Raw genomic sequence first — 23,497 nt, forward strand, 5'->3', positions numbered from 1 at the left:
TTCCAGTACCGCCTGAGGTTTTTACACTGACTGGCTTCCCGCCAGCGGAGCACTCCGCGGCGGGCCACCGAATACCAAATCATCATGACTGAACCGACCCAGCCGACTGTCGTGCCCGAAGCGGACGACAACAAGATCATCGCCGAGCGCCGCGAAAAGCTGCGCGAACTGCGTGAGCGAGGCGTCGCCTATCCGAACGATTTCCGTCCCACCCACCACGCCGAAGATCTGCAGGCGCAGTACGAGCACGCCGACAAGGAAGCGCTCGAAGCGCATTCGCTCGAAGTCGCGATCGCTGGCCGCATGATGCTGAAACGCGTGATGGGCAAGGCAAGTTTCGCGACCGTGCGCGACGGCTCGGGTCAGATCCAGTTCTTCATCACACCGGCCGACGTCGGTCAGGAGACCTACGACGCGTTCAAGAAGTGGGACATGGGCGACATCGTCGCCGCGCGCGGCGTGCTGTTCCGCACCAACAAGGGCGAGCTATCGGTGCGCTGCACGGAGCTGCGTCTGCTGTCGAAGTCGCTGCGTCCGCTGCCGGACAAGTTCCACGGTCTCGCCGACCAGGAAATGAAGTACCGCCAGCGCTATGTCGATCTGATCGTCACGCCGGAAACGCGCCGCACGTTCGTCGCGCGCACGAAGGCGATTTCGTCGATCCGCAAGTACATGGCCGACGCGAACTTCATGGAAGTCGAAACACCGATGCTGCACCCGATTCCGGGCGGCGCGGCGGCCAAGCCGTTCTCGACGCACCACAACGCGCTCGACATGCAGATGTTCCTGCGCATCGCGCCGGAGCTGTACCTGAAGCGGCTGGTGGTGGGCGGCTTCGAGCGCGTGTTCGAGATCAATCGTAATTTCCGCAACGAGGGCGTATCCGTGCGCCACAACCCGGAATTCACGATGATCGAGTTCTACGCGGCCTACACCGATTACAAGTGGCTGATGGACTTCACCGAGCAGCTGATTCGCCAGGCGGCGATCGATGCGCTCGGCACGGCCACCATCACTTATCAGGGTCGCGAACTCGATCTGTCGAAGCCGTTCCATCGGCTCACGATCACGCAGGCGATCCAGAAATACGCGCCGCAATACACGAACGAGCAGCTCGCCGACGGCACGTTCCTGCGCGCCGAGCTGAAGAAGTTCGGCGTCGATGCGTCGCAGCCGCAGTTCCTCAACGCGGGCGTCGGCTCGCTGCAACTGGCGCTGTTCGAAGAGACCGCCGAGTCGCAACTGTGGGAGCCGACCTACATCATCGACTACCCGATCGAGGTGTCGCCGCTCGCGCGTGCGTCGGACAAGGTGGCAGGCATCACCGAGCGTTTCGAGCTGTTCATCACCGGCCGCGAAATCGCCAACGGGTTCTCGGAGCTCAACGATCCGGAAGATCAGGCCGCGCGCTTCAGGAAACAGGTCGACCAGAAAGACGCCGGCGACGAGGAAGCGATGTTCTACGACGCCGACTACATCCGCGCGCTCGAGTACGGCATGCCGCCGGCGGGCGGCTGCGGTATCGGCATCGATCGTCTGGTCATGATGCTGACCGATAGCCCGAGCATCCGCGACGTGATTCTGTTCCCGCATCTGCGTCGCGAAGACTGAGCGACGCTGGGCGCGAGCGCTCGTTGTGCTTCGCGCAATGCGATGGTTTGAAGAGCGCCCGGTTGATGCCGGGCGTTTTCTTATGCGCGCGCTTTCGCTTTGCGGGACCGTTTTCTGCTTCTCATCGTTTGTAACCAGCGGTAAAAGCTGCTCGTTCGCGCGCAAGTCGCCGCGGACTCGATGGTCTTAGAAGTTTGTTGACACCAAAGCGCACCGCGTGAAGGGCGCCTACCCACCGCCCGAGGGCGCCACCTGAGCGGTTACAAATAGAAACGCTGGCCGGATCGAATTGCCCGACACTCAGTCTCACAAGAAGTCGGCTCTGTCAGAAACGGAGGCCCTACATGGACACCCCTACTCATCAACCCACGCAGCCACGTCGTCTTCATCCGTTGATCGCGGTGGCCGCCGGCGCGGTGCTCGTCGCGAGTCTCGTCGCTACCGCGGCGATCACCGGCGTGTTCCCGAAGGCGTCGGGTAACGGCGCACAGAACGATCGGACGCAGGCCGCGCAGGTCAGCACGCAAGCGCCGGGCGTCGTCGATTCGGCCGCGCCGGTCCAGCCATCTGCGCAACAGCGGCAGGATCAGGCTCAGCAAGCGGTGCCGGCCGCCCCTGCCGCCGCTCCGACCCAGCAGCAATACGCGCAGCAACAGCAGGCACAGGCCGCGCCGCAGTATGCGCAGCAGCCGGCGCCGCATGCCGCTTATTGCTCGACTTGCGGCACCGTCGTCGCGATCTCGGCGGTTCGGCATGAAGGACATGGCACCGGCATTGGCGCGGTCGGCGGTGCGGTGGCCGGGGGCGTCGTCGGTAATCAATTCGGCGCCGGCGGCGGGCGTACCGCGATGACGCTGCTCGGCGCGCTGGGCGGCGGGTTCGCCGGCAACTCGGTCGAAAAACATCTGCGCAGCACGACGTCGTATTCGGTGCGCGTGCACATGGAAGACGGCAAGACGCGCTACTTCACCTATAGCGAGGCGCCGCCGTTGCGCGACGGCGAGCGCGTGCGCGTTCAGAACGGCGGCCTCGTCGCCGACTGAGCTGAGCTCGGCGCCCAACGTTCGTCGACGCGCCATGAAAAAAGGCGATTCCATCGGAATCGCCTTTTCTTTGGAGTTCAATGCACCCGTTCGAACACGCGTTCAATAATCCGCGTCTTCGATCCATGCCGCCTGAATCGCTTCGAGAATCTTTTCGCTCGAACGGTTCGGATCGTCGTCGAAGCCTTCGAGCTCGGTCACCCAGCGGTGCAGGTCGGTGAAACGCACCTGCTGTGGATCGACGTCCTGATGCTTGTCCGTCAGAGCCATCGCGATGTCTTGCGTATCGGTCCACTTCATGGCGGCACCCTCCTGTTAGTGATTTTCCTTCGCGTGATTGATCGAGTAACGCGGAATTTCGACGACCAGATCCTGCTCGTCCGGCATGACCGCCTGACACGACAGGCGCGAAGCCGGTTCCAGCCCCCATGCCTTGTCCAACAGATCGTCCTCGTCTTCCTCGGATGGCGTCAAGGCGGCGAAACCCTCACGCACGATTACGTGGCAGGTCGTACACGCGCACGACTTCTCGCACGCATGCTCGATTTCGATACCGTTATCGAGCAGGTTGTCGCAGATGCTCTTGCCGGGAACGGCGTCGATCACCGCGCCTTCCGGGCACAGTTCGACGTGAGGCAGCACAACGATTTGAGGCATACAGTTTCCGTTTGGGTCTGAGGCACGGCGGCTGCCAGCAATGCCGGGTGCAGGCTCCGTGCCATTTTACTGGCGCCGCGCGGACTTTTTAAGTCCGCGCGGGCGCGATCGGTGGTTCGTGGGGAGCGCAGTTCGTGCGTGGCCTGAGCGCGCGTCGCGTGCACGTTGCTGTCGCTACGCTCGCCCGTTCAGATCTCGTCGAGCTTGCGGCCCGACAGCGCGCGGCGAATTCCCTTGTTCATGCGGCGCGCGGCGAATTCGTCGGTGCCTTCGGCGAGCGCCTTCGTCGCGGCTTCGATCGCGCCGACGTCTTCGCCTGGCGCGACGTTGCGCAGCGCGGCGAGCAGCGCGTCGAGTTCGGCGCGTTCGCTGTCGTCGAGCAGCTCGGCGTCGGCGGCGAGCGCTGCGTCGGTCGCTTCGACGAGACGCTGCGCTTCGACCTGCGCCTCGCGCAATGCGCGCGCGCGCATGTCGATTTCAGCGGTCGAAAAGCTGTCTTCGAGCATGCGCGCGATGTCGTCGTCGGCGAGGCCATACGAAGGCTTCACGACGACCGATGCCTCCACACCCGACGCCAGCTCGCGCGCAAACACCGACAGCAGGCCGTCGGCGTCGACCTGATAGGTCACGCGAATGCGCGCGGCGCCGGCGGCCATCGGCGGAATGCCGCGCAGCTCGAAGCGCGCGAGCGAACGGCAATCACTGACGAGCTCGCGCTCGCCTTGGACGACGTGAATCGCCATCGCAGTCTGGCCGTCCTTGAAGGTCGTGAAATCCTGCGCGCGCGCGACTGGAATCGTCGAGTTGCGCGGAATGATCTTTTCGGTGAGGCCACCCATCGTCTCGACGCCGAGCGACAGCGGAATCACGTCGAGCAGTAGCCATTCGTCGCCTTCCGCCCCGCGGTTGCCGGCGAGCAGATCGGCCTGGATCGCGGCGCCGAGTGCGACGACCTGATCCGGATCGAGATTGACGAGCGGCGGCTGGCCGAAGAACGCCTCGACCGCGCGGCGGATCACCGGCATGCGCGTCGCGCCGCCGACCAGCACGACGCCCTTGATTTCCTTCGTGGTGACCTTCGCGTCGCGCAGCGCCTTTTTTGTCGGGCCCAGCGTGCGTTGCACCAGCGCGGCCGTGATGGTCTCGAAAGTGGCTTCGTCGATCGTCAGATCGAGCGCGGTGCCGTTGGCAAGCGTGAGCTCGAGGGTAGTTTGCGACGCGCTCGACAGCGCCTCCTTGGCCTCGCGCACGCTATCGAGCAGCAGGCGCACGTCGTGCGGCGCGAGCGTCTGAGACGCGATGCCGGCCTGTTCGAGCACATGGCGATATAGCGCATGGTCGAAGTCGTCGCCGCCGAGCGCGGAATCGCCGCCCGCCGCGAGCACTTCGAAAACGCCCTTGGTGAGCTTCAGGATCGACAGGTCGAAGGTGCCGCCGCCGAGGTCGTAGACCGCGTACAAACCTTCCGCGCCGTTGTCGAGACCGTAGGCGATCGCCGCAGCGGTCGGTTCGTTGAGCAGACGCAGCACGTTCAGCCCCGCGAGGCGCGCGGCGTCCTTGGTCGCCTGGCGCTGCGCTTCGTCGAAGTAAGCGGGCACCGTGATTACCGCGCCGACGAGCTCGTCGCCGAGCGTGTCTTCGGCGCGCTGGCGCAGCGTCGCGAGAATTTCAGCCGATACCTCGACCGGGCTCTTCACGCCGTCGACGGTGCGGATCTGCACCATGCCGGGTGCATCGACGAAGTCGTACGGCGCGTTTTCGGCGCCCTCCACCTCGGCCTTGCCGCGGCCCATGAAGCGCTTGACCGACACGATCGTGTTGCGCGGGTCGGTCGCGGCTTCGGCCTTCGCCCGGCGGCCGATGCGACGGCCGCCCTGCTCCAGATAACGCACCACCGACGGCAGCAGCACGTGCCCGTCTTCGTCGGGCAGCACATCGGGCACGCCGCTGCGCACAGCGGCGACGAGGGAGTTGGTGGTGCCGAGATCGATACCGACCGCCAGACGCCGCTGGTGAGGCGCCGGCGCCATGCCGGGTTCGGAGATTTGCAGTAAGGCCATCTGGATCTTCTCGGGGACGTTGTGCCCCGTCCTGAATGTTCGCGTTGCTGGGGTGATGCCGCGGCTCGCGGCCGCTCTGGTTTTTTGTTTGTCGCTTACTACGTCGCTGCCTACTGTTGCTGCTTGCCCGCGCCGCGCTTTTGCGCGCGTCGCGCGAAACCGCGCTAGCCTTCGAGCCGCTCGATCTGGGCATCGATTTCCGACGCGACGCGCTCGATGAACATCAGCTGCCGCACCGCCTCGCCCGCCGCCTGATTTGCGCCGTGATCGAGCGATGCGCCGAGCTTGTCGAAGCGCCGACGCTCCTCGTCGCGCAACTCGATGAGCAGCGCGTCGAGCGCGTCGACGTTCTTCGCCGCGGCCGCGTCCTCGATGTTCTCGCGCCACTCCATCTGCTGCATCAGGAACGCGGGCTCCATCGCCGTGTTGTTCTCCGCGCCGACGTTGATGCCGCGCAACGACAGCAGATAGGTCGCGCGCTTGAGCGGATCGCGCAGCGTCTGATAGGCCTCGTTCGCGCGCGTCGCCCACTGCATCGCGATGCGCTTTTGCGCATCGCCGGCCGCCGCGAAGCGATCCGGATGCACCTGCGCCTGCACGGTGCGGTACGCGTGATCGAGCGTGCTCGCGTCGAGCGCGAATTGCGCCGGCAGACCAAACAGATCGAAGTGGCTGTCGTTCAGCGAGGCCATCGGATTAAAGTCCGTTGATGAAAACTGGTATGGAGACGTCGGGGTCGGGCCTTGTCAGGCGTGACCGGTTCAGTGGAGCGCGGATCAAACTAAAAAGGCGGCCCGCGCCGCCTTTTATCCGCCGCACGCGGAAGGTAACGAATCTAGACGCGGAACGACTCGCCGCAGCCGCATTCGTCTTTCACGTTCGGGTTGTTGAACCTGAAGCCTTCGTTCAGCCCTTCGCGCGCGAAGTCGAGCTCCGTGCCGTCGATATACGCGAGACTCTTCGGGTCGACGACGACCTTCACGCCGCCCGTCTCGAACACCTGGTCTTCCGGCGCGAGTTCGTCCACGTACTCGAGCTTGTAGGCGAGGCCCGAGCAACCGGTGGTGCGCACGCCGACGCGCAACCCGATGCCCTTACCGCGGCGGGTCAGATACCTCTGGACGTGCTGTGCTGCCTTTTCGGTCAACGTAATTGCCATAACGTTTCTCAGTTGCCAGCGTGCGCGGCGCGCGTGTTAGCGCCGCGCTCACCGGTTGCTTCTTTCTTACCCTGTTGCTCAGGCGGCCTTGCCGTCTTCGACAACCGCTGCTTCGCCGTGGCGCTGCTTGTAGTCGGCGACCGCTGCCTTGATCGCGTCTTCCGCGAGGATCGAGCAATGGATCTTCACCGGCGGCAGTGCCAGTTCTTCGGCGATCTGCGTGTTCTTGATCGACATGGCCTGGTCGAGCGTCTTGCCCTTCACCCATTCGGTGACGAGCGAGCTCGATGCGATGGCCGAGCCGCAGCCGTAGGTCTTGAACTTCGCGTCTTCGATGATGCCGTCCGCGCCGACGCGGATCTGCAGCTTCATCACGTCGCCACAGGCCGGCGCGCCGACCATGCCGGTACCGACCGTGTCGTCGTCCTTCGCGAAGGAACCGACGTTGCGCGGGTTTTCGTAGTGGTCGAGGACCTTGTCGCTATAAGCCATGATTACACTCCTTGATTCGTTTCAACCTGCAATGCGATGAACGTTCGATGTCCGCTTCGTCCAGCCGGCGCGTCAGTGCGCGGCCCACTGGATGGTCGACAGATCGATCCCGTCCTTGTGCATTTCCCACAGCGGCGACAGATCGCGCAGCTTGGAAATCTTCGACTTCAGCAGGTTGATCACGTAGTCGATTTCCTGCTCGGTCGTGAAGCGACCCACCGTGAAGCGGATCGAGCTGTGCGCGAGTTCGTCGTTGCGGCCAAGCGCGCGCAGCACGTACGACGGCTCCAGCGACGCCGATGTGCACGCCGAGCCCGACGACACCGCGACGTCCTTCACCGCCATGATCAGCGATTCGCCTTCGACGAAATTGAAGCTGATGTTCAGGTTGTGCGGCACACGCTTTTCCATGTCGCCGTTCACATACACTTCCTCGATTTGCGACAGGCCTTTCAACAGCCGGTCACGCAGCATGCGGATGCGCTCGTTTTCGGTCGCCATCTCTTCACGCGCGATACGGAACGCTTCACCCATGCCGACGATCTGGTGCGTGGCGAGCGTGCCCGAACGCATGCCGCGCTCGTGACCGCCGCCGTGCATCTGCGCCTCGATACGGATACGCGGCTTGCGACGCACGTAAAGCGCGCCGATGCCCTTCGGGCCGTAGGTCTTGTGCGCCGAGAACGACATCAGGTCGACCTTCAGCTTCTGCAGATCGATCTGGATCTTGCCGGTGGCCTGCGCCGCGTCGACGTGGAAAATGATGCCCTTCTCGCGCGTGATCTCACCAATCGCCTCGATGTCCTGGATGACGCCGATCTCGTTATTGACCGACATCACCGACACCAGAATCGTGTCCGGGCGCAGCGCCGCCTTGAACGCGTCGAGGTCGATCAGACCGTCGTCCTTGACATCCAGATAGGTGACTTCGAAGCCTTCGCGCTCGAGCTCGCGGGTGGTGTCCAGCACCGCCTTGTGCTCGGTCTTCACCGTGATGATGTGCTTGCCCTTGCTCTTGTAGAAGTGCGCGGCACCTTTCAGAGCGAGGTTGTCCGACTCCGTCGCACCCGAGGTCCAGATGATTTCGCGTGGATCGGCGTTCACGAGCGCGGCCACCTGCTCGCGCGCTTCCTCGACTGCGCGCTCGGCGGTCCAGCCATAAGCGTGACTACGCGACGCGGGATTGCCGAACTGCTCGCGCAGATACGGGATCATCTTGTCCACCACACGCGGATCAATCGGCGTCGTGGCGCTGTAGTCCATGTAGATAGGCAGATGGAGAGAGTCGTTATTCATCAATTGCTCCGGGGACGTCATGTGCTCTGGCTTCTGGGTTCGATATGGGGCTGCGGCGAGGGTTTTCTTTTGCGTGCCGCGCTTCACGAACCGGCCATGTTGAAAACGGAATTGGGACCCTTGGGCGCCACGCGCACGGGTTCGACCGCCGGCGCGTCGTTGCGCCTGTCGCGCAGCACGGCCGGCGTGCCTTCGCGCGAACGCTGCTGATCCACCAGATCCTTCAGCGAAACCGAATCGAGGTATTCGACCATTTTCTGGTTCAGCGTCGACCACAGCTCATGCGTCATGCAGTGGCCGTCGTGCTGCTTGGTGCCTTCGCATGTGCCCTTACCGCCGCACTGGGTGGCGTCGAGCGGTTCGTCGACCGCGATGATGATGTCGGCCACCGTCACCTCTTCGGCACGGCGCGCGAGATTGTAGCCACCGCCCGGTCCGCGCACGGATTCGACGATTTCATGACGGCGCAGCTTGCCAAACAGCTGCTCGAGATACGACAGGGAGATGTGTTGGCGCTGGCTGATACCCGCAAGCGTCACCGGGCCCTGCTCCTGGCGCAGCGCCAGGTCGATCATCGCCGTGACGGCGAAACGGCCTTTCGTGGTGAGTCTCATATGATGTGGGAACCGCAATTCTCGACAAGTTTGGTCAAGTATAAATACATGAGCGATTTAGTCAAGTATGGGCGGTAAATTTTGTGTCATTCGCTTAATTGATCGCCATACGTCGACGCCGCGCCCCGACCCGTGTGGTGCGTCTGCGTTCTTCGCCCGATGCCTAAGCGAGCAACTGCGGGCGCAGCGCGGCAATCAGCCCGCGGCAGGCTGCTTCGCACTGATCGAGCACCAACTCGAAGCCTTCCGCGCCGCCGAAATACGGATCGACAACCTCTCGCGCGCCGCTCCAGCGGCCATCCGACTCAGGCACGAACTCCATCAGCAGACGGATCTTGTCGCGCTGTGCGGGCGGGCACAGTTGACGCAACGCGGCGATGTTTCGGTCGTCCATGGCAATCAGCAGATCGAAGCGCTCGAAGTCCGCGACCGTGATCTGGCGGCCCCGCAGCGCGTCGAGCGCATAGCCGCGCTGGCGGGCCGCGTGTTGCGCGCGTTCGTCGGGCGCCGCGCCGATGTGCCAATCGCCGGTGCCGGCCGAATCGATCAGGATGCAGTCCGCAAGCTTCGCCTCGTCGACCAGATGACGCATCACGCCCTCCGCCGTCGGTGAACGGCAGATATTCCCGAGGCAAACGAAACAGATGGACACAGTTTTCATCAGGGATTTTCGACGCCCGAGGCGCCGCGCGTGAGGTCGTCAGACAGTCAGCGGACTGCGCCGCGATTATACAAATCTCGACAGATTCGCGCCGAGCGGGCGCAGCTAGCAAGATCAGCGGCTTCGGAGCGTCGCGGTCCGCCGCGCCGGCTTACGATGCCTCGGCGAGCGGCGTCGCCGTGGCGGCACGCATCGGCTTGGCCGGCAATGCCGACGCCGTGTCGATCATGCCGTACGACACCGCGCGTGCGAGTTCGGCGGTCAGATGATTGGCGTCGAGCGGCATCTGCGAGGCGCGCGAAGCGGTTTGGCCGTTGACGTGCAGAAAGGCGAGCACCGCGAGCGGTACAACGATGGCTAGGGGCCAGTACACCGATATTGTCTTTTTCATGATGTGTTTTTCAATTAGGGGCGCATGAGCTTATTACGCACTATGCCCTAACGAAATGCTATAGGAATTCACAATCGGGAAAAACCCGCCCGCGCGAGATAGATCGTTGCTTGATACGAAACAGTCAATTGAGACCTCTTTCGGGAACGATTAGCGCATCGCTGGCACACAAAAGTAAAGCTTACAAACGCATACAAAGCCGCTGCGACGGACGGCGACAATGACGGTCTTATTCTTACCCTTACATTTCTTTGCACCACAAAATGAAACGCATTGCACCTCTCGCTGGCCTGGTGGCCGCCGCGCTGCTCGGCGGCTGCGCGGTCTATCCGGACGGCACGCCGATGTACGGCAACGGCTACGGCGCCTATAGCGGCTACAACGGTTATGACGATTCCGCATACGCGCCGGGTGCCGCGGTCGTGCCGCAAACCAATGTGTACCTCGGCTACGGCGATTACGGTCCGGGACGCTACTACGGCCCGGCGCCGGGCTCCGGCTATCGCGGCTATCCGGATCGCGGTCATCCGAACGACAACGACCGGCACCACGGCGATCACGGCAACGGTCATGGCAACAACGGCGGCGGTCCTGGACAACCGCACGGCGGCCCGCCGCCGCAGGGCGCAGCGGGCGGTCCGCACGGCCCTGGTGGCGCCAATGGCGGCCCGCGCCCCGGCGCGGGCCAGCCGCAAGCCGGCAACGGCGGTGGACGAGGCAACGATTTGGGGAGAAATGCGCCCGCGCGTCAGCCGGGGCAGATGACCGAACATTGAAGACGGAGCGGCGCTGAAGTATCCCGCCGGCTTCTTCGCCCATTTCGACGGCTGCGCGAGCGCGCAGCCGTCAAACCAATCCCAATGCCGCCCGCTCAGCCAATATGGCTGCGCTGCGCGGCATACAACTCGCGGAACGTACGACCCACCGGCGCCGGCATGTCGCGCGTATCGGTCCAGCCCGCGCCGCCGAGCGGCAGTTTGGCGATCGACCGATTGCGCCCACCCATGCGCTCCAGCACGCGCACGGCGAGTTTGGTAAAGAGCGCATAGGCATCGGGATGCAGCGCGAGCCAGCCCCACAGCGCCAACCCGGCGCGCTCCTTCCACGGCCGCAGGTGTCGCTCCATCTGCTTTTCGCGCAGCTTGCGCAACAGATCGGACAGCGGGATACCGACCGGGCACACGCTATTGCATTCGCCGCATAACGTCGCCGCTTGCGGCAGGTCGAGCGCCTTGTCGATGCCGACATAGCTCGGCGTCAGCACCGACCCCATCGGCCCCGGATAGACCCAGCCATACGCGTGCCCGCCGACCTTCTGATACACCGGGCAATGGTTCATGCACGCGCCGCAGCGGATGCAGCGAAGCATCTCCTGAAAGTCGCCGCCGATCAGCCCTGTGCGGCCACCGTCGACGAGCACCACGTACATATGCTCGGGCCCATCCTGATCGCCCACGCCACGCGGCCCGGTCAGCATCGAAAAATAGTTCGAGGTGGCCTGGCCGGTTGCCGAACGCGGCAACAGACGCATAGCCGTCGCGAGATCCTCGAGCGTCGGCAGCACCTTCTCGATGCCAGTGACAGCGACATGCACGCGCGGCATCACCGTGCACATACCTTCGTTGCCCTCGTTGGTCACGACCGCGACCGAGCCCGTTTCCGCGATGATGAAATTGCCGCCCGTCACGCCCATGTCCGCGCTCAGAAAATGCGGCCGCAGCATTTCGCGCGCCTCACGCGTCATGTCGGGAATCTCGGTGAGCCGCGGCCGGCCGTGCGTCTTCGCGAACAGGTCGGCGATCTCGTCCTTATCCTTGTGAACGACCGGCGCGATGATGTGGCTTGGCGGCTCGTTGTCGTTGATCTGCAGGATGTATTCGCCAAGGTCGGTTTCGATCGACTGCACGCCCATCTGCCCGAGCACTTCGTTCAGACGCATTTCCTCGGTGACCATCGACTTGGTCTTGATCACCTTCTTCACGTCGTGCTTGCGCGCAATGTCGCCGACGAGCCGCGCGGCCTCCTGCGTGGTCTCCGCGAACAGCACAGTCACGCCGCGCCGGGTCGCCTCGCGCTCGAAGGTTTCGAGCCACACGTCGAGATTCTCGAGCGCGCGATCACGGCGCTCCTTGAGCGCGGCCCGCGTCGCGGGGAAATCGATCGCGGTCATCGCGCTCGCGCGCGCCGACACGAACTTCGTGGACAGCTTGGTCAGGTTCTGCTGCAGGCGCTGGTCGGCGAGTTTCTGACCGGCGCGAGCCTTGAACTGCATCGATTGGACTTGCATGGCGGCCCTGATGAGATCGGATTGAAACGCGCGGCGCATTCGCGCCCGACGCAACGCGTGACAGACAAGATAAACGTGACGCGAACAATGGCGGTGTTCGCCGCGCGGGGATTACACGTCGCCGGCCAGCACCTGTGCGATATGCAGCACGCGCGTCGTCGAGTCGCCGTTGCGGCGCAGCCGCCCTTCGATATTCAACATGCAGCCGAGGTCGCCGAGCACCACCGCACCGGCGCCGCTCGCGGCGATGTTCGCGCACTTTTCGTCGACGATCGCGGTCGAGATATCGCCGTATTTGACCGCGAAAGTGCCGCCGAAGCCGCAGCAATGCTCGCAGCCTTTCATCTCGGTGACCGCGACGCCGACCTGCGCGAGCAGTTCGCGCGGCTGTTCCTTGACGCCCAGTTCGCGCAAGCCCGAACACGAGTCGTGATAAGTCACCTGTCCCGCGAACTCGCCCGGTTGCAACTGCACCTTCGCGACGTTGACGAGGAAATCCGTCAGCTCGAACACCTTGCCGCGCAGGCGGCCGAAACGGTTCATCAGTTCGGGATCGTCGCGGAACAGGTCGCCGTAGTGCGCGCGGATCATCCCGCCGCAGGAGCCCGACGGCACCACCACATAGTCGAACTGTTCGAACTCGCGCAGCGTTTTCTCGGCAAGGTCGCGCGCGAGGCGGCGGTCTCCCGAGTTATACGCAGGTTGCCCGCAACAGGTTTGCGCGGGCGGCACTACGACCTCGAAACCGGCGCCTTCGATCAGCTTGATGACGGAGAAACCGATCTCGGGACGCATCAGGTCAATCAGGCAAGTGATGAACAATCCGACTCGCATGAGCCCTCCTTGCGGGGAAACGTCCCTGATTATCCGCTGTTTGCCGGTGCAATACCAACGGCCGGAAGGCATAGGAAGAAGCACGCCGCGCCGGATTGGAAGCGCGCCCCGAAGCGTTCGCTTTTTTCACAATACGAGATACAATCAGTTTTCGCTGTTTGACGCATCCACCGATTCTCATATGAGCGACACGAACCCGGATCCCAAAACTTCGATCCAGGTGATCGAACGCATGATGCGCCTGCTCGACGCACTGGCGGCGCATAGCGACCCGGTCAGCCTGAAAGAACTGGCCATCCGCACGGAGCTGCATCCATCCACCGCGCACCGCATCCTGAACGATATGGTGATGTGCCGGCTGGTCGACCGTTCAGACCCCGGCACCTACCGTCTTGGCATGCGCCTGCTCGAACTGGGCAATCTCGTCAAGGCGCGCCTGTCGGTGCGCGACGCTGCGCTCACGCCGATGCGCGAGCTGCACCGCGAGACCGGGCAGACCGTGAACCTGTCGGTGCGTCAGGGCGACGAAATCGTCTATATCGAACGCGCGTATTCGGAGCGCTCGGGCATGCAGGTGGTGCGGGCGATCGGCGGGCGCGCCCCGCTTCATCTGACCTCGGTCGGCAAGCTGTTCCTCGCGGCCGACGAAGCCACCCGCGTGCGTGCCTACGCAACACGCACCGGTCTGTCGGGCCACACGCAGAACAGCATCACCGATCTCGCGAAACTCGAACGCGAGCTGTCGCATGTGCGCCAGCAGGCCTGCGCGCGCGACAACGAGGAACTGGAGTTGGGCGTGCGCTGCATCGCCGCCGGCATCTACGACGATACCGGCAAGCTGGTCGCGGGACTGTCGCTGTCGGCGCCGGCCGATCGTTTACAGGATTCATGGCTCGGGCAGTTGAGCCAGACCGCGTTGATGATTTCGGAATCGCTCGGCTACCGCCCGCAGCCGCAGCAGGACCATGCGCACGGCGGGCACGGCTCACATGGCTCGCACGGCCAGCATTAGTGAAGGGGGCGGCCGCCCAACCGCCGTTGCACCCTTTGCCCTCCCGCCGGCGCCATGAAAAAAGCCTCGCATCCGCGAGGCTTTTTCTTTGCACGTCAGCTGCAGCCGGACTGACTACCACCGGCTGAGTATGCGTTGCGGCTTCAGGTACCCGGGCCGCCGGCATCGGCGCTCGTGATACGCGGCTGGTCGCCGCCGTTGTCGAGCCACGTACGCAGACGCGTCGCGTCCGCGAAACGCGAGTACTTGCCCGACGAATCGAGCAGCACCAGGATCATCGGCCGGCCGTGGATGGTCGCCTGCATCACGAGACACTCGCCCGCTTCGTTGATGAAGCCGGTCTTCTGCAGACCGATGTCCCACGTCGGGTTGCGCACCAGCGCGTTCGTGCTGTTGTACGCGAGCGTGCGCTTGCCGGTGTACACCTCATAGCTGTGATCGGTCGAGAACTTGCGGATCAACGGGTACTGATACGCCGCGTTGACCATCTTCACGAGATCGCGCGCGCTCGACACGTTCATGCTCGTCAGACCGGTCGGGTTCTCGAAGTGCGTGTCGTTCATGCCGAGCTGCCTCGCCTTCGCGTTCATCGCTGCGAGGAACGCCGGCCGGCCGCCCGGGTAGTAGCGCGACAGCGCCGCCGCCGCGCGGTTTTCCGACGCCATCAGCGCGATGTGCAGCATGTCCTCGCGCGACAGCACCGAGCCCACCGACAGACGCGAACCGGTGTTCTTCTCGTAGTCGCGGTCTTCGTCGGTGACTTCGATCTGATCGGTCATCGGCTCTTTCGAATCGAGCACCACCATCGCCGTCATCAGCTTGCTGATCGATGCGATCGGTACCACCGCGCGCGAGTTCTTGTCGAACAGCGTCTCGCCGCTGTTCTGGTCGATCACATAGGCGACGCTCGAGCGCAGCATCAGCGCGTCCGGCGTCTCGTGCAGACCAAACGCCTGGCCGACGCTCGGCTGGCGCGGCTCGTACGCGACGCGTCGCATCACCGAACGGTGTCGGCCGTTCGCCGTGAACGTGACGCGCTTGCGTTTGACGCCGGCGTGCGGGGCATCTTCATCCGCCGCAGCGGCTTTCACGGCCTCACCCTTGGCGGCTTTCGCCGCATGGCTCGACACCTTTGCGGTGGCGGCCGCCTGCGCAGGCTTCCTGGCAGTTTTAGCGTGTTTGGAAGTTTTTGCGGATGCAGCAGACGTAGCTGCAAAAGTGCTGACAGGCGTAGCGAACGCCGCTGCGACGGCCAGCGAGACGGCCACCGACAGAGCGGTGCTGCGCGCCGCGCCGTGGAGCACTTTTAGCGACGAAAACATGTCGGTTTTCATTGGGTGTTCGATAGGGAGCGGCGAGAGGTTTCCGCAAGTGTAGTAAAGCAACGAAAAATTAGCAATTTGAAGCACTTATACGCGCTCCTTAAACCGGCTTGTCAGCTCCGATCGCGAAAACACGAATAAGTGCCGCGCCTCGATCGAAAAAAACGATCGTCGCCAGCAAGCCTCGCCATCGCCGCCCGGCCCAATCGAGCAGATCATTGCAGGATAACGGCAATTTTGAGACAACCTTGATCCGGGGAATACTGTCAGAGCACCGGCGGAAACTACTGCGCCGCGCCATGAAGGCGTTGCGAGCGTGCGACGGACTTTTTAAGTAAGTGTCTGACGAAAGTCACTAACGCGCGTTCGACTGCCATCGTTCTTTAACGTTCCTTGTCATCTTGTGGTTTACATCGAATTGATGATGATCGGTTTTTCAGGGGCGAATTGCTGCCACACGGAAAAAATAATCTCCCGACGGCCTGCTGAACGGTTGGTTTATGTCGCACCAACACGGTGCAACGCGCAATCGTTCCGCGTCATATTAATGACATGCCTACTGTATAACCTATTGTTTTGTCGGCATTTTCTTAACATTGTGCGATGCACAAAAAACGCTTGACATTCCTTGTGGGCATCCTAAAATGGGAACCATTGCTGCGATGCACAATACATCGCGGTCCGGGGAGACGATGAATCTGCGTCTCGCCACCCACCCAATGCGGCCCGCACAGACCGGCCGCGATCCAGGAGCGTAAACCATGACTCTGCTGACCCCTGAGCAATTCGCCGCAGCCCAGAAAGCCAACTTCGAAACCCTGTTCGGCCTGACGACCAAAGCATTTGAAGGTGTCGAAAAGCTGGTCGAGCTGAACCTGCAAGTTGTGAAGTCGACGCTCGCCGAAAGCCAGGAAAATGCCCAACGCGCGCTGTCCGTGAAGGATGCGCAGGAACTGCTGGCACTGCAAGCAAGCCTCGCGCAGCCGGTGGCTGAAAAGGCGCTGTCGTATGGCCGCCATGTGTACGAAATCGTTTCGGCAACGCAGGGTGAATTCACCCGCGTCGCGGAAGCGCAATTCGAAGAGCAAAACCGCAAGGTTCAGGCGCTCGTCGAAAACGTCGCCAAGAACGCACCGGCCGGTTCGGAAACCGCTGTCGCCGTGATGAAGTCGGCTATCACCGCCGCCAACACCACGTACGAAACGGTCCACAAGGCAACCCGCCAGGCTGTCGAAATCGCCGAAAGCAACTTCAACGCAGCTGCAACGGCCGCTTCGAAGGCAGCTTCGCAAGCTGCTGCGCAAGCATCGCGCGCCGCCGCCAAGAAGGCCGTCTAAGCTTCACGCGTCAACACGCCAGGCTTTATGCCTCGCGTCGTCTTTCACGCCGGCCCAGCCTATGCGCTGCGCCGGCGTTATCGCAAGCAACAGCGTCGTGCCGTTGCCGCTTATACGGTTTGATGAGCCGAACGCTCCGATACGTTGCAATGGCGTATCGTTTGCCCGGCCGCCAAGCCGGGATTTTTTTGCCCGCCACTGGCCGCCACGAAAACAGAAACGGCGCGCTCCGCCATGGAGCGCGCCGTTTTTCTTTGCCGTTCGGCTCGACCGGCTTTGCCGCGCCCGCATGTCGTCACGCAGGCGCGGCGCACCGCGCTACTTCTTCTTGACGGGCGGCAGATCGGTACAGACGCCTTCATACAACTCGGCCGCCATGCCGATCGATTCGCCGAGCGTCGGATGCGGATGGATCGTCTTGCCGATATCCGTTGCGTCCGCGCCCATCTCGATCGCGAGACAGACTTCGCTGATCAGGTCGCCCGCGTTCAGACCGACGATACCGCCGCCGATCACGCGATGCGTTTCCTCATCGAACAGCAGCTTCGTGAAGCCCTCGTCGCGACCGTTGGCGATCGCGCGACCCGATGCGGCCCACGGAAACACCGCCTTGCCGAACTTGACGCCTTCGGCTTTCAGCTGGTCTTCCGTCTTGCCGGCCCAAGCCACTTCCGGATCGGTGTAGGCCACCGACGGAATCTGCAGCGCGTCGAAGTACGCCTTCTCGCCATGCGCGGCTTCCGCCGCCACGTGGCCTTCGTGCACGGCCTTGTGCGCGAGCATCGGCTGACCGACGATGTCGCCGATCGCGAAGATGTGCGGCACATTCGTGCGCTGTTGCCTGTCGACTTCGATGAAGCCGCGATCCGTCACCGCGACGCCGGCCTTTTCCGCGCCGATCCGCTTGCCGTTCGGCGAACGGCCGACGGCCACCAGCACGAGGTCGTAGCGTTGCGGCTCGGCCGGCGCCTGCTCGCCCTCGAACGACACGTAGATACCGTCGTCCTTCGCTTCGGCGGCGATGGTCTTGGTCTTCAGCATCACGTTCGCGAAACGCTCGCTGTTGTACTTCTCCCAGACCTTGACCAGATCGCGGTCCGCGCCGGCCATCAGGACGTCGAGCATTTCGACCACGTCGATGTTCGCGCCGAGCGTCGAGTACACAGTCGCCATTTCGAGACCGATGATGCCGCCGCCGATCACGAGCATGCGCTGCGGAATCTGGCGCAGTTCGAGCGCGCCGGTCGAATCGACGACCCGCGGATCTTCCGGAATGAACGGCAGCTTCACCGCTTCCGAGCCCGCTGCGATGATCGCCTGCTTGAACCTGACGACCTTCTTGCCGCCCTCGGTCTGCACTTCCATGTGGTTCGGATCGACGAACGCACCCGTACCGACCACCACTTCGACCTTGCGCGCCTTCGCCATGCCGGCGAGACCGCCGGTCAGCTTCCTGACCACGCCGGATTTGAAATCGCGCAGCTTGTCGAGATCGATCTGCGGCTTGCCGAACGTGATGCCGTGGGCGGCAAGATCAGCCGCTTCGTCGATGACGAGCGCGGTGTGCAGCAGCGCCTTCGACGGGATGCAGCCGACGTTCAGACACACGCCGCCGAGCGTCGGATAACGCTCGACCAGCACGGTCTTCATGCCGAGGTCGGCGGAGCGGAACGCGGCCGAATAACCGCCGGGGCCCGAACCGAGCACGAGCATGTCGCACTCGATGTCGGCGCTGCCCGAATAGCTGCCGGCTTGCGCAGCCGCTGCGGCGGCCTTCGGCGCCGCAGCGGCAGGCGCCGGCGCGGGAGCCGCCTTCTCGGGCGCTTTCGGCTGCGCAGCGGCCGCAGCCGCGCCGCCCGCCGTTGCCTCGACGAGCGCGATGACCGTGCCCTGCGAGACCTTGTCGCCCGGCTTGATACGCACTTCCTTGACGGTGCCGGCGGTATCGCTCGGCACTTCCATCGACGCCTTGTCGGATTCGAGCGTCAGCAGCGACTGCTCTTTTTCGATGGTGTCGCCCGGCTTGATGTTGACTTCGATGACGTCGACGTCCTTGAAGTCACCGATGTCCGGCACTTTTACTTCGACGAGACTCATGGTGTCCCCTTCTCTTATTGATCGATGATGAGCGGCGCCTTCGACGCGCACAGCACGCGAACGCGCGGACGGCGCGACGCGGATCGGTCGAAACCATCCGCGCCCGCGCCGGCGGACCTCACCAGCCGGTCAAAGAATCACACGCCGGAAATCGGCAAGAATCGAACCGAGGTATGCGTTGAAGCGCGCGGCTTCCGCTCCGTCGATCACGCGATGGTCGTACGACAGCGACAGCGGCATGGTCAGGCGCGGCTCGAACTGCTTGCCGTCCCACACCGGCTTCATCGCGCTGCGCGACAGGCCGAGAATCGCGACTTCAGGCGCATTGATGATCGGCGTGAAGTGCGTGCCGCCGATACCGCCCAGCGACGAGATCGAGAAGCAGCCGCCCTGCATCTGGTCCGGCTTCAGCTTGCCCTCGCGCGCGGCCTTCGACAGGTCGGCCATTTCCTTCGCGATGTCGACGAGGCCCTTCTTGTCCGCGTCGCGAATCACCGGCACCATGAGGCCGTTCGGCGTGTCAGCGGCAAAACCGATGTGGTAGTACTGCTTGAACACCAGGTTGTCGCCGTCGAGGCTCGCGTTGAAGGTCGGGAATTTCTTCAGGGCCGCCACGCAGGCCTTGATCACGAACGCGAGCATCGTGAACTTGACGCCCGCCTTCTCGTGTTCCTTGTTCAGCTTGACGCGCAGCGCTTCGAGCTCGGTGATGTCCGCTTCGTCGTTGTTCGTGACGTGCGGAATCATGACCCAGTTGCGATGCAGGTTCGCGCCCGAGATCTTCTTGATACGCGACAACGGCTTCGGATCGACCGGACCGAACTTCGTGAAGTCGACCTTCGGCCACGGCAGCAGATTCAGCTCGCCACCGCCGGCGGCCGGCGCGGCCGCACCAGCCGGCGCCGCGCGCTGGCCCGTCATCACGCCCTTCACGAACGCGGTCACGTCGGCCTGCGTAATGCGGCCCTTCGGACCGGTGCCCTTCACCTGGCCGACGTCCACCCCGAGTTCGCGCGCGAACTTGCGCACCGACGGCGACGCATGGCTCGGATGACGCGAGCCGCCTTCTCCAGCCGGGATCAGCGGCGCTTGCGCGAGCGCGGACGGCGCGGCCGGTGCCGGGGTCGGCGCGGCCGGCGCGTCGAACGGCTTTTCAGTCGGCGCCTTCGCGGCCGGTGCCGGCGCGGGTGCCGGGGCAGCGCCGCCTTCCGCTTCGATCACGACGATGACCGAGCCTTCCGACACGGTATCGCCAACCTTGACCTTCACTTCCTTGACGACGCCGGCGGCCGAGCTGGGCACATCCATCGTCGCCTTGTCGGATTCGAGCGTGACGAGCGACTGTTCCTTCTCGACACGATCGCCGACCTTCACCGCGATCTCGATCACGGGGACGTCTTTGTAGTCGCCGATATCCGGCACCTTGATTTCCTGCACGCCGCCGCCTGCTGCCGCGGGCGCGGGCGCCGCCGCAGCGGGAGCTGCCGCCGGCGCAGGAGCAGGAGCCGGTGCGGCAGCCGGCGCGGGCGCCGCGGCAGCGGCGTTGGCGCCTTCGAGCACGATGATCAGCGTGCCTTCGGACACCGCATCGCCGACCTTGACCTTCACTTCCTTGACGACGCCGTCGGCCGAGCTCGGCACGTCCATCGTCGCCTTGTCGGATTCCAGCGTCACGAGCGATTGCTCTTTTTCGACGGTGTCACCCGCCTTCACCAGCACCTCGATCACAGGGACGTCCTTGTAATCGCCGATGTCCGGCACCTTGACTTCGATCGCTTGACTCATTGTTAGTGTCTCCTGGGCCGCGCACGCCGCCGGCCCCTCGCGATGAGGAGCAAGCGCGTGCATCGTGGCACACGGGTGATGCCTTAGACGGTCATCGGGTTGGGTTTGGCGGGATCAAGGTTGTACTTCTTGAGCGCCTCGGCGACCACCTTGCGTTCGATCGTGCCTTCGTCCGCCAGCGCGTTCAGCGCGGCGACCGTGACCCAGTAGCGATCGACTTCGAAGAAGTGACGCAGCTTCTCGCGCGTGTCCGAACGGCCGTAGCCGTCGGTGCCCAGCACGACGAACTTCTGCGGCACGAACGCGCGGATCTGCTCGGTCAGCGCGCGCACGTAGTCGGTCGATGCGATGACCGGACCCGGCGCATCCTTCAACAGCTTCTCGACGTGCGACAGCTTCTTCTCTTCGGTCGGGTGCAACAGGTTCCAGCGCTGCACTTCGTGACCTTCGCGCGCGAGCTCGGTGAAGCTCGGCACGCTCCACAGGTCGGCGTTGACGCCCCAGTCGTTTTTCAGCAGGTCGGCCGCGGCGATCACTTCGTTGAAGATCGTGCCCGCGCCCATCAGCTGCACGTGCGGCGCCTTTTTATCGGCTGCGGTCTTGCTGAACGAGTACATGCCCTTGATGATGTCGGCCGCCACGGTCTCGCCCTGCGGGATCGCCGGGTGCTCGTAGTTCTCGTTCATCACGGTGACGTAGTAGTAGACGTCTTCCTGGTCGGCGACCATGCGGCGCAGACCGTCCTGCACGATGACCGCGAGTTCGTAGCCGAACGTCGGGTCGTAGCTGATGCAGTTCGGCACCGAAGCCGCCCACATCAGCGAGTGGCCGTCTTCGTGTTGCAGGCCTTCGCCGTTCAGCGTCGTGCGGCCCGCCGTGCCGCCCAGCAGGAAGCCGCGCGAGCGCATGTCGCCAGCGGCCCATGCGAGGTCGCCGATGCGCTGGAAGCCGAACATCGAGTAGAAGATGTAGAACGGGATCATGATCTCGCCGTGCGTCGAGTACGACGTCGCGGCCGCGATCCAGTCGGCCATGCCGCCGGCTTCGTTGATGCCCTCCTGCAGGATCTGACCGGTCTCCGACTCACGGTAGAACATCAGCTGGTCGGAATCTTCCGGCACGTACTTCTGGCCGTCCTGATTCCAGATACCGATCTGACGGAACAGACCTTCCATGCCGAACGTACGCGATTCATCCGGCACGATCGGCACGACGCGCTTGCCGAGCGCCTTGTCCTTCAGCAGGATGTTCAGGATCCGCACGAACGCCATCGTCGTGGAGATCTCGCGGCCTTCGCCCGTGCCCTTCAACAGCGGCTCGAATGCCGACAGTTCCGGCACCGGCAGCGACTCGGCCTTCTGACGACGCGCCGGGAGGTAGCCGCCCAGGTCCATGCGCTTCTGGCGCATGTATTCGAGTTCCTTCGAGCCTTCCTCGAACGTCAGGTACGGCACGTCGACGATCTGCTCGTCCGTGATCGGCAGACGGAACTGGTCGCGGAACTTCTTCAGCTGCTCCACCTGCATCTTCTTCTGCTGGTGGGTGATGTTCATCGCCTGGCCGGCTTCGCCCATGCCGTAGCCCTTGATCGTCTTCGCGAGGATGACGGTCGGCTGGCCCTTCGAATTCGTCGCTTCCGTGAACGCCGCGTAGATCTTGTGCGGATCATGGCCGCCGCGGTTCAGATTCCAGATGTCGTCGTCGGACCAGTCGGCGACCAGCGCCTTCAGTTCCGGCGTGTTGAAGAAGTGTTCGCGCACGAACGCGCCCGACTCCGACTTGTACGTCTGGTACTCGCCGTCGACGACTTCCATCATGCGGCGCATCAGCGCGCCCGACTTGTCGCGCGCGAACAGCGCGTCCCAGCGGCTGCCCCAGATGACCTTGATCACGTTCCAGCCGGCGCCGCGGAATTCGCTTTCGAGTTCCTGGATGATCTTGCCGTTGCCACGCACCGGACCGTCGAGACGCTGCAGGTTGCAGTTGATCACGAACACGAGGTTGTCCAGGCGCTCGCGGCCGGCCATGCCGATCGCGCCGAGCGATTCCGGCTCGTCCGTTTCGCCGTCGCCGAGGAAGGCCCAGACCTTGCGGCCGTCGGTCTTCGCGATGCCGCGCGCCTGCAGGTACTTCATGAAGCGCGCCTGGTAGATCGCCATGATCGGACCCAGGCCCATCGACACGGTCGGGAATTGCCAGAAGTCCGGCATCAGCCACGGATGCGGATACGACGAGATGCCCTCGCCGCCGACTTCCTGGCGGAAGTTGTCGAGCTGCTTGTCGGTCAGGCGACCGAGCAGGAACGCGCGCGAGTAGACACCCGGCGACGAGTGGCCCTGCACGAACACGAGGTCACCGCCGTGCTCGGCCGACGGTGCGTGCCAGAAGTGGTTGTAGCCGACGTCGTACAGCGTGGCGGCCGATGCGAACGACGCGATGTGGCCGCCGACGTTGGTTTCCTTGCCGGCGCGCAGCACCATCGCCATCGCGTTCCAGCGGGTGTACGAGCGGATACGGTGTTCGATGTCCTGGTCGCCGGGGTTCTTGGCCTGGCGCGCGACCGGAATCGTGTTGATGTAAGGAGTGTTAGCGGAGAACGGCAGATGTTCGCCGTGCACGCGTGCGAATTCGATCTGTTTTTCGATCAGGTAGTGGGCACGGTCAGGGCCTACTGCAGAAATCACGCCATCCAGCGCTTCCAGCCATTCGCCGGTTTCCTGGGGATCGTCGTCTTTATCGGCGGCGACATATTTCATGACTTCGTCGGGTACAGCGGACATGCTCGTCTCCTGGGTATGGGGAACGCACTTTGAACAGACGACGCGGACGCAGGAACGGC

The 23,497-nt window shown here is 63.7% G+C and carries 21 protein-coding genes; 5 read left to right on the forward strand and 16 right to left on the reverse strand.

The features are described 5' to 3' along the window. The first annotated feature begins 84 nt into the window (after positions 1–84). Both lysS and F6X39_RS02465 read left to right on the forward strand, forming a co-directional pair. Positions 85–1,611, forward strand: a complete 1,527-nt coding sequence (lysS, locus tag F6X39_RS02460) for a lysine--tRNA ligase (protein WP_187615442.1) — start codon at positions 85–87, stop codon at positions 1,609–1,611. A 344-nt stretch (positions 1,612–1,955) separates the two neighbouring features. Further along, on the forward strand, positions 1,956–2,654 hold the full coding sequence (locus F6X39_RS02465) for a glycine zipper 2TM domain-containing protein (protein ID WP_187615443.1): 699 nt from the start codon (positions 1,956–1,958) through the stop codon (positions 2,652–2,654). A gap of 102 nt (positions 2,655–2,756) precedes the next feature. Here the strand turns inward: F6X39_RS02465 and iscX are convergent, their stop codons facing one another. From iscX to F6X39_RS02515, 10 genes are all read right to left on the reverse strand, one after another. Next, positions 2,757–2,954 (reverse strand): Fe-S cluster assembly protein IscX, encoded by a 198-nt coding sequence (gene iscX / locus F6X39_RS02470; protein WP_027198111.1) that lies wholly within the window; start codon positions 2,952–2,954, stop codon positions 2,757–2,759. Positions 2,955–2,969: 15 nt separating this feature from the next. Next, positions 2,970–3,311: an ISC system 2Fe-2S type ferredoxin gene (gene fdx / locus F6X39_RS02475; protein WP_090800789.1), complete on the reverse strand. Its 342-nt coding sequence runs from the start codon at positions 3,309–3,311 to the stop codon at positions 2,970–2,972. A 188-nt stretch (positions 3,312–3,499) separates the two neighbouring features. Continuing rightward, positions 3,500–5,371 carry a Fe-S protein assembly chaperone HscA gene (gene hscA, locus F6X39_RS02480; protein ID WP_187615444.1) on the reverse strand — a complete coding sequence of 624 codons (1,872 nt, stop codon included), beginning with the start codon at positions 5,369–5,371 and terminating at the stop codon, positions 3,500–3,502. A 164-nt stretch (positions 5,372–5,535) separates the two neighbouring features. Continuing rightward, positions 5,536–6,063 (reverse strand): Fe-S protein assembly co-chaperone HscB, encoded by a 528-nt coding sequence (hscB, locus tag F6X39_RS02485; protein WP_090800792.1) that lies wholly within the window; start codon positions 6,061–6,063, stop codon positions 5,536–5,538. 143 nt (positions 6,064–6,206) lie between these two features. Beyond that, positions 6,207–6,530, reverse strand: a complete 324-nt coding sequence (gene iscA, locus F6X39_RS02490) for an iron-sulfur cluster assembly protein IscA (protein ID WP_184022376.1) — start codon at positions 6,528–6,530, stop codon at positions 6,207–6,209. A 78-nt stretch (positions 6,531–6,608) separates the two neighbouring features. Beyond that, positions 6,609–7,022, reverse strand: a complete 414-nt coding sequence (gene iscU, locus F6X39_RS02495) for a Fe-S cluster assembly scaffold IscU (RefSeq protein ID WP_184022374.1) — start codon at positions 7,020–7,022, stop codon at positions 6,609–6,611. A gap of 72 nt (positions 7,023–7,094) precedes the next feature. Continuing rightward, positions 7,095–8,318, reverse strand: a complete 1,224-nt coding sequence (locus F6X39_RS02500; RefSeq protein ID WP_184005994.1) for an IscS subfamily cysteine desulfurase — start codon at positions 8,316–8,318, stop codon at positions 7,095–7,097. 83 nt (positions 8,319–8,401) lie between these two features. Then, positions 8,402–8,932: a Fe-S cluster assembly transcriptional regulator IscR gene (iscR, locus tag F6X39_RS02505; RefSeq protein WP_018417524.1), complete on the reverse strand. Its 531-nt coding sequence runs from the start codon at positions 8,930–8,932 to the stop codon at positions 8,402–8,404. Between the two features lie 163 nt (positions 8,933–9,095). Further along, the gene (locus F6X39_RS02510; RefSeq protein WP_187615445.1) at positions 9,096–9,593 is read right to left on the reverse strand and encodes a low molecular weight protein-tyrosine-phosphatase; all 498 of its coding nucleotides are present in this window, start codon (positions 9,591–9,593) and stop codon (positions 9,096–9,098) included. A 151-nt stretch (positions 9,594–9,744) separates the two neighbouring features. Beyond that, a complete protein-coding gene (locus tag F6X39_RS02515) occupies positions 9,745–9,984 on the reverse strand; it encodes a hypothetical protein (protein WP_184067533.1) in 240 nt (79 codons plus the stop codon). Positions 9,985–10,247: 263 nt separating this feature from the next. Between F6X39_RS02515 and F6X39_RS02520 the strand changes: the two genes are divergently transcribed. Then, the gene (locus tag F6X39_RS02520; protein ID WP_187615446.1) at positions 10,248–10,760 is read left to right on the forward strand and encodes a hypothetical protein; all 513 of its coding nucleotides are present in this window, start codon (positions 10,248–10,250) and stop codon (positions 10,758–10,760) included. Between the two features lie 95 nt (positions 10,761–10,855). Here the strand turns inward: F6X39_RS02520 and F6X39_RS02525 are convergent, their stop codons facing one another. Next, complete coding sequence (locus F6X39_RS02525) at positions 10,856–12,271, reverse strand: lactate utilization protein B (RefSeq protein ID WP_187615447.1); 1,416 nt, start codon at positions 12,269–12,271, stop codon at positions 10,856–10,858. Positions 12,272–12,382: 111 nt separating this feature from the next. Further along, positions 12,383–13,105, reverse strand: coding sequence for a (Fe-S)-binding protein (locus F6X39_RS02530; RefSeq protein ID WP_187615448.1), 723 nt, complete (start codon positions 13,103–13,105; stop codon positions 12,383–12,385). Positions 13,106–13,286: 181 nt separating this feature from the next. Between F6X39_RS02530 and F6X39_RS02535 the strand changes: the two genes are divergently transcribed. Then, positions 13,287–14,117, forward strand: a complete 831-nt coding sequence (locus tag F6X39_RS02535) for an IclR family transcriptional regulator (RefSeq protein ID WP_090800805.1) — start codon at positions 13,287–13,289, stop codon at positions 14,115–14,117. 143 nt (positions 14,118–14,260) lie between these two features. On the opposite strand, the gene pbpG is transcribed toward F6X39_RS02535, so the two are convergent. Then, the gene (gene pbpG / locus F6X39_RS02540) at positions 14,261–15,451 is read right to left on the reverse strand and encodes a D-alanyl-D-alanine endopeptidase (RefSeq protein ID WP_187615449.1); all 1,191 of its coding nucleotides are present in this window, start codon (positions 15,449–15,451) and stop codon (positions 14,261–14,263) included. 749 nt (positions 15,452–16,200) lie between these two features. Here pbpG and F6X39_RS02545 point away from each other — a divergent pair. Next, positions 16,201–16,776 carry a phasin family protein gene (locus F6X39_RS02545; RefSeq protein WP_013089827.1) on the forward strand — a complete coding sequence of 192 codons (576 nt, stop codon included), beginning with the start codon at positions 16,201–16,203 and terminating at the stop codon, positions 16,774–16,776. Positions 16,777–17,094: 318 nt separating this feature from the next. Here the strand turns inward: F6X39_RS02545 and lpdA are convergent, their stop codons facing one another. The 3 genes from lpdA to aceE all read right to left on the reverse strand — a co-directional run bounded on the left by lpdA (position 17,095) and on the right by aceE (position 23,438). Further along, positions 17,095–18,873: a dihydrolipoyl dehydrogenase gene (gene lpdA / locus F6X39_RS02550; RefSeq protein ID WP_187615450.1), complete on the reverse strand. Its 1,779-nt coding sequence runs from the start codon at positions 18,871–18,873 to the stop codon at positions 17,095–17,097. Between the two features lie 129 nt (positions 18,874–19,002). Next, on the reverse strand, positions 19,003–20,658 hold the full coding sequence (aceF, locus tag F6X39_RS02555; protein WP_187615451.1) for a dihydrolipoyllysine-residue acetyltransferase: 1,656 nt from the start codon (positions 20,656–20,658) through the stop codon (positions 19,003–19,005). An 83-nt stretch (positions 20,659–20,741) separates the two neighbouring features. Beyond that, entirely contained in the window at positions 20,742–23,438 is a 2,697-nt protein-coding gene (gene aceE, locus F6X39_RS02560) for a pyruvate dehydrogenase (acetyl-transferring), homodimeric type (protein ID WP_187615452.1), read from the reverse strand. Between the last annotated feature and the right edge of the window lie 59 nt (positions 23,439–23,497).

Origin of the sequence: Paraburkholderia sp. UCT2 (assembly GCF_014397665.1) — a bacterium.
In the GTDB taxonomy this organism is placed as follows: domain Bacteria; phylum Pseudomonadota; class Gammaproteobacteria; order Burkholderiales; family Burkholderiaceae; genus Paraburkholderia; species Paraburkholderia tuberum.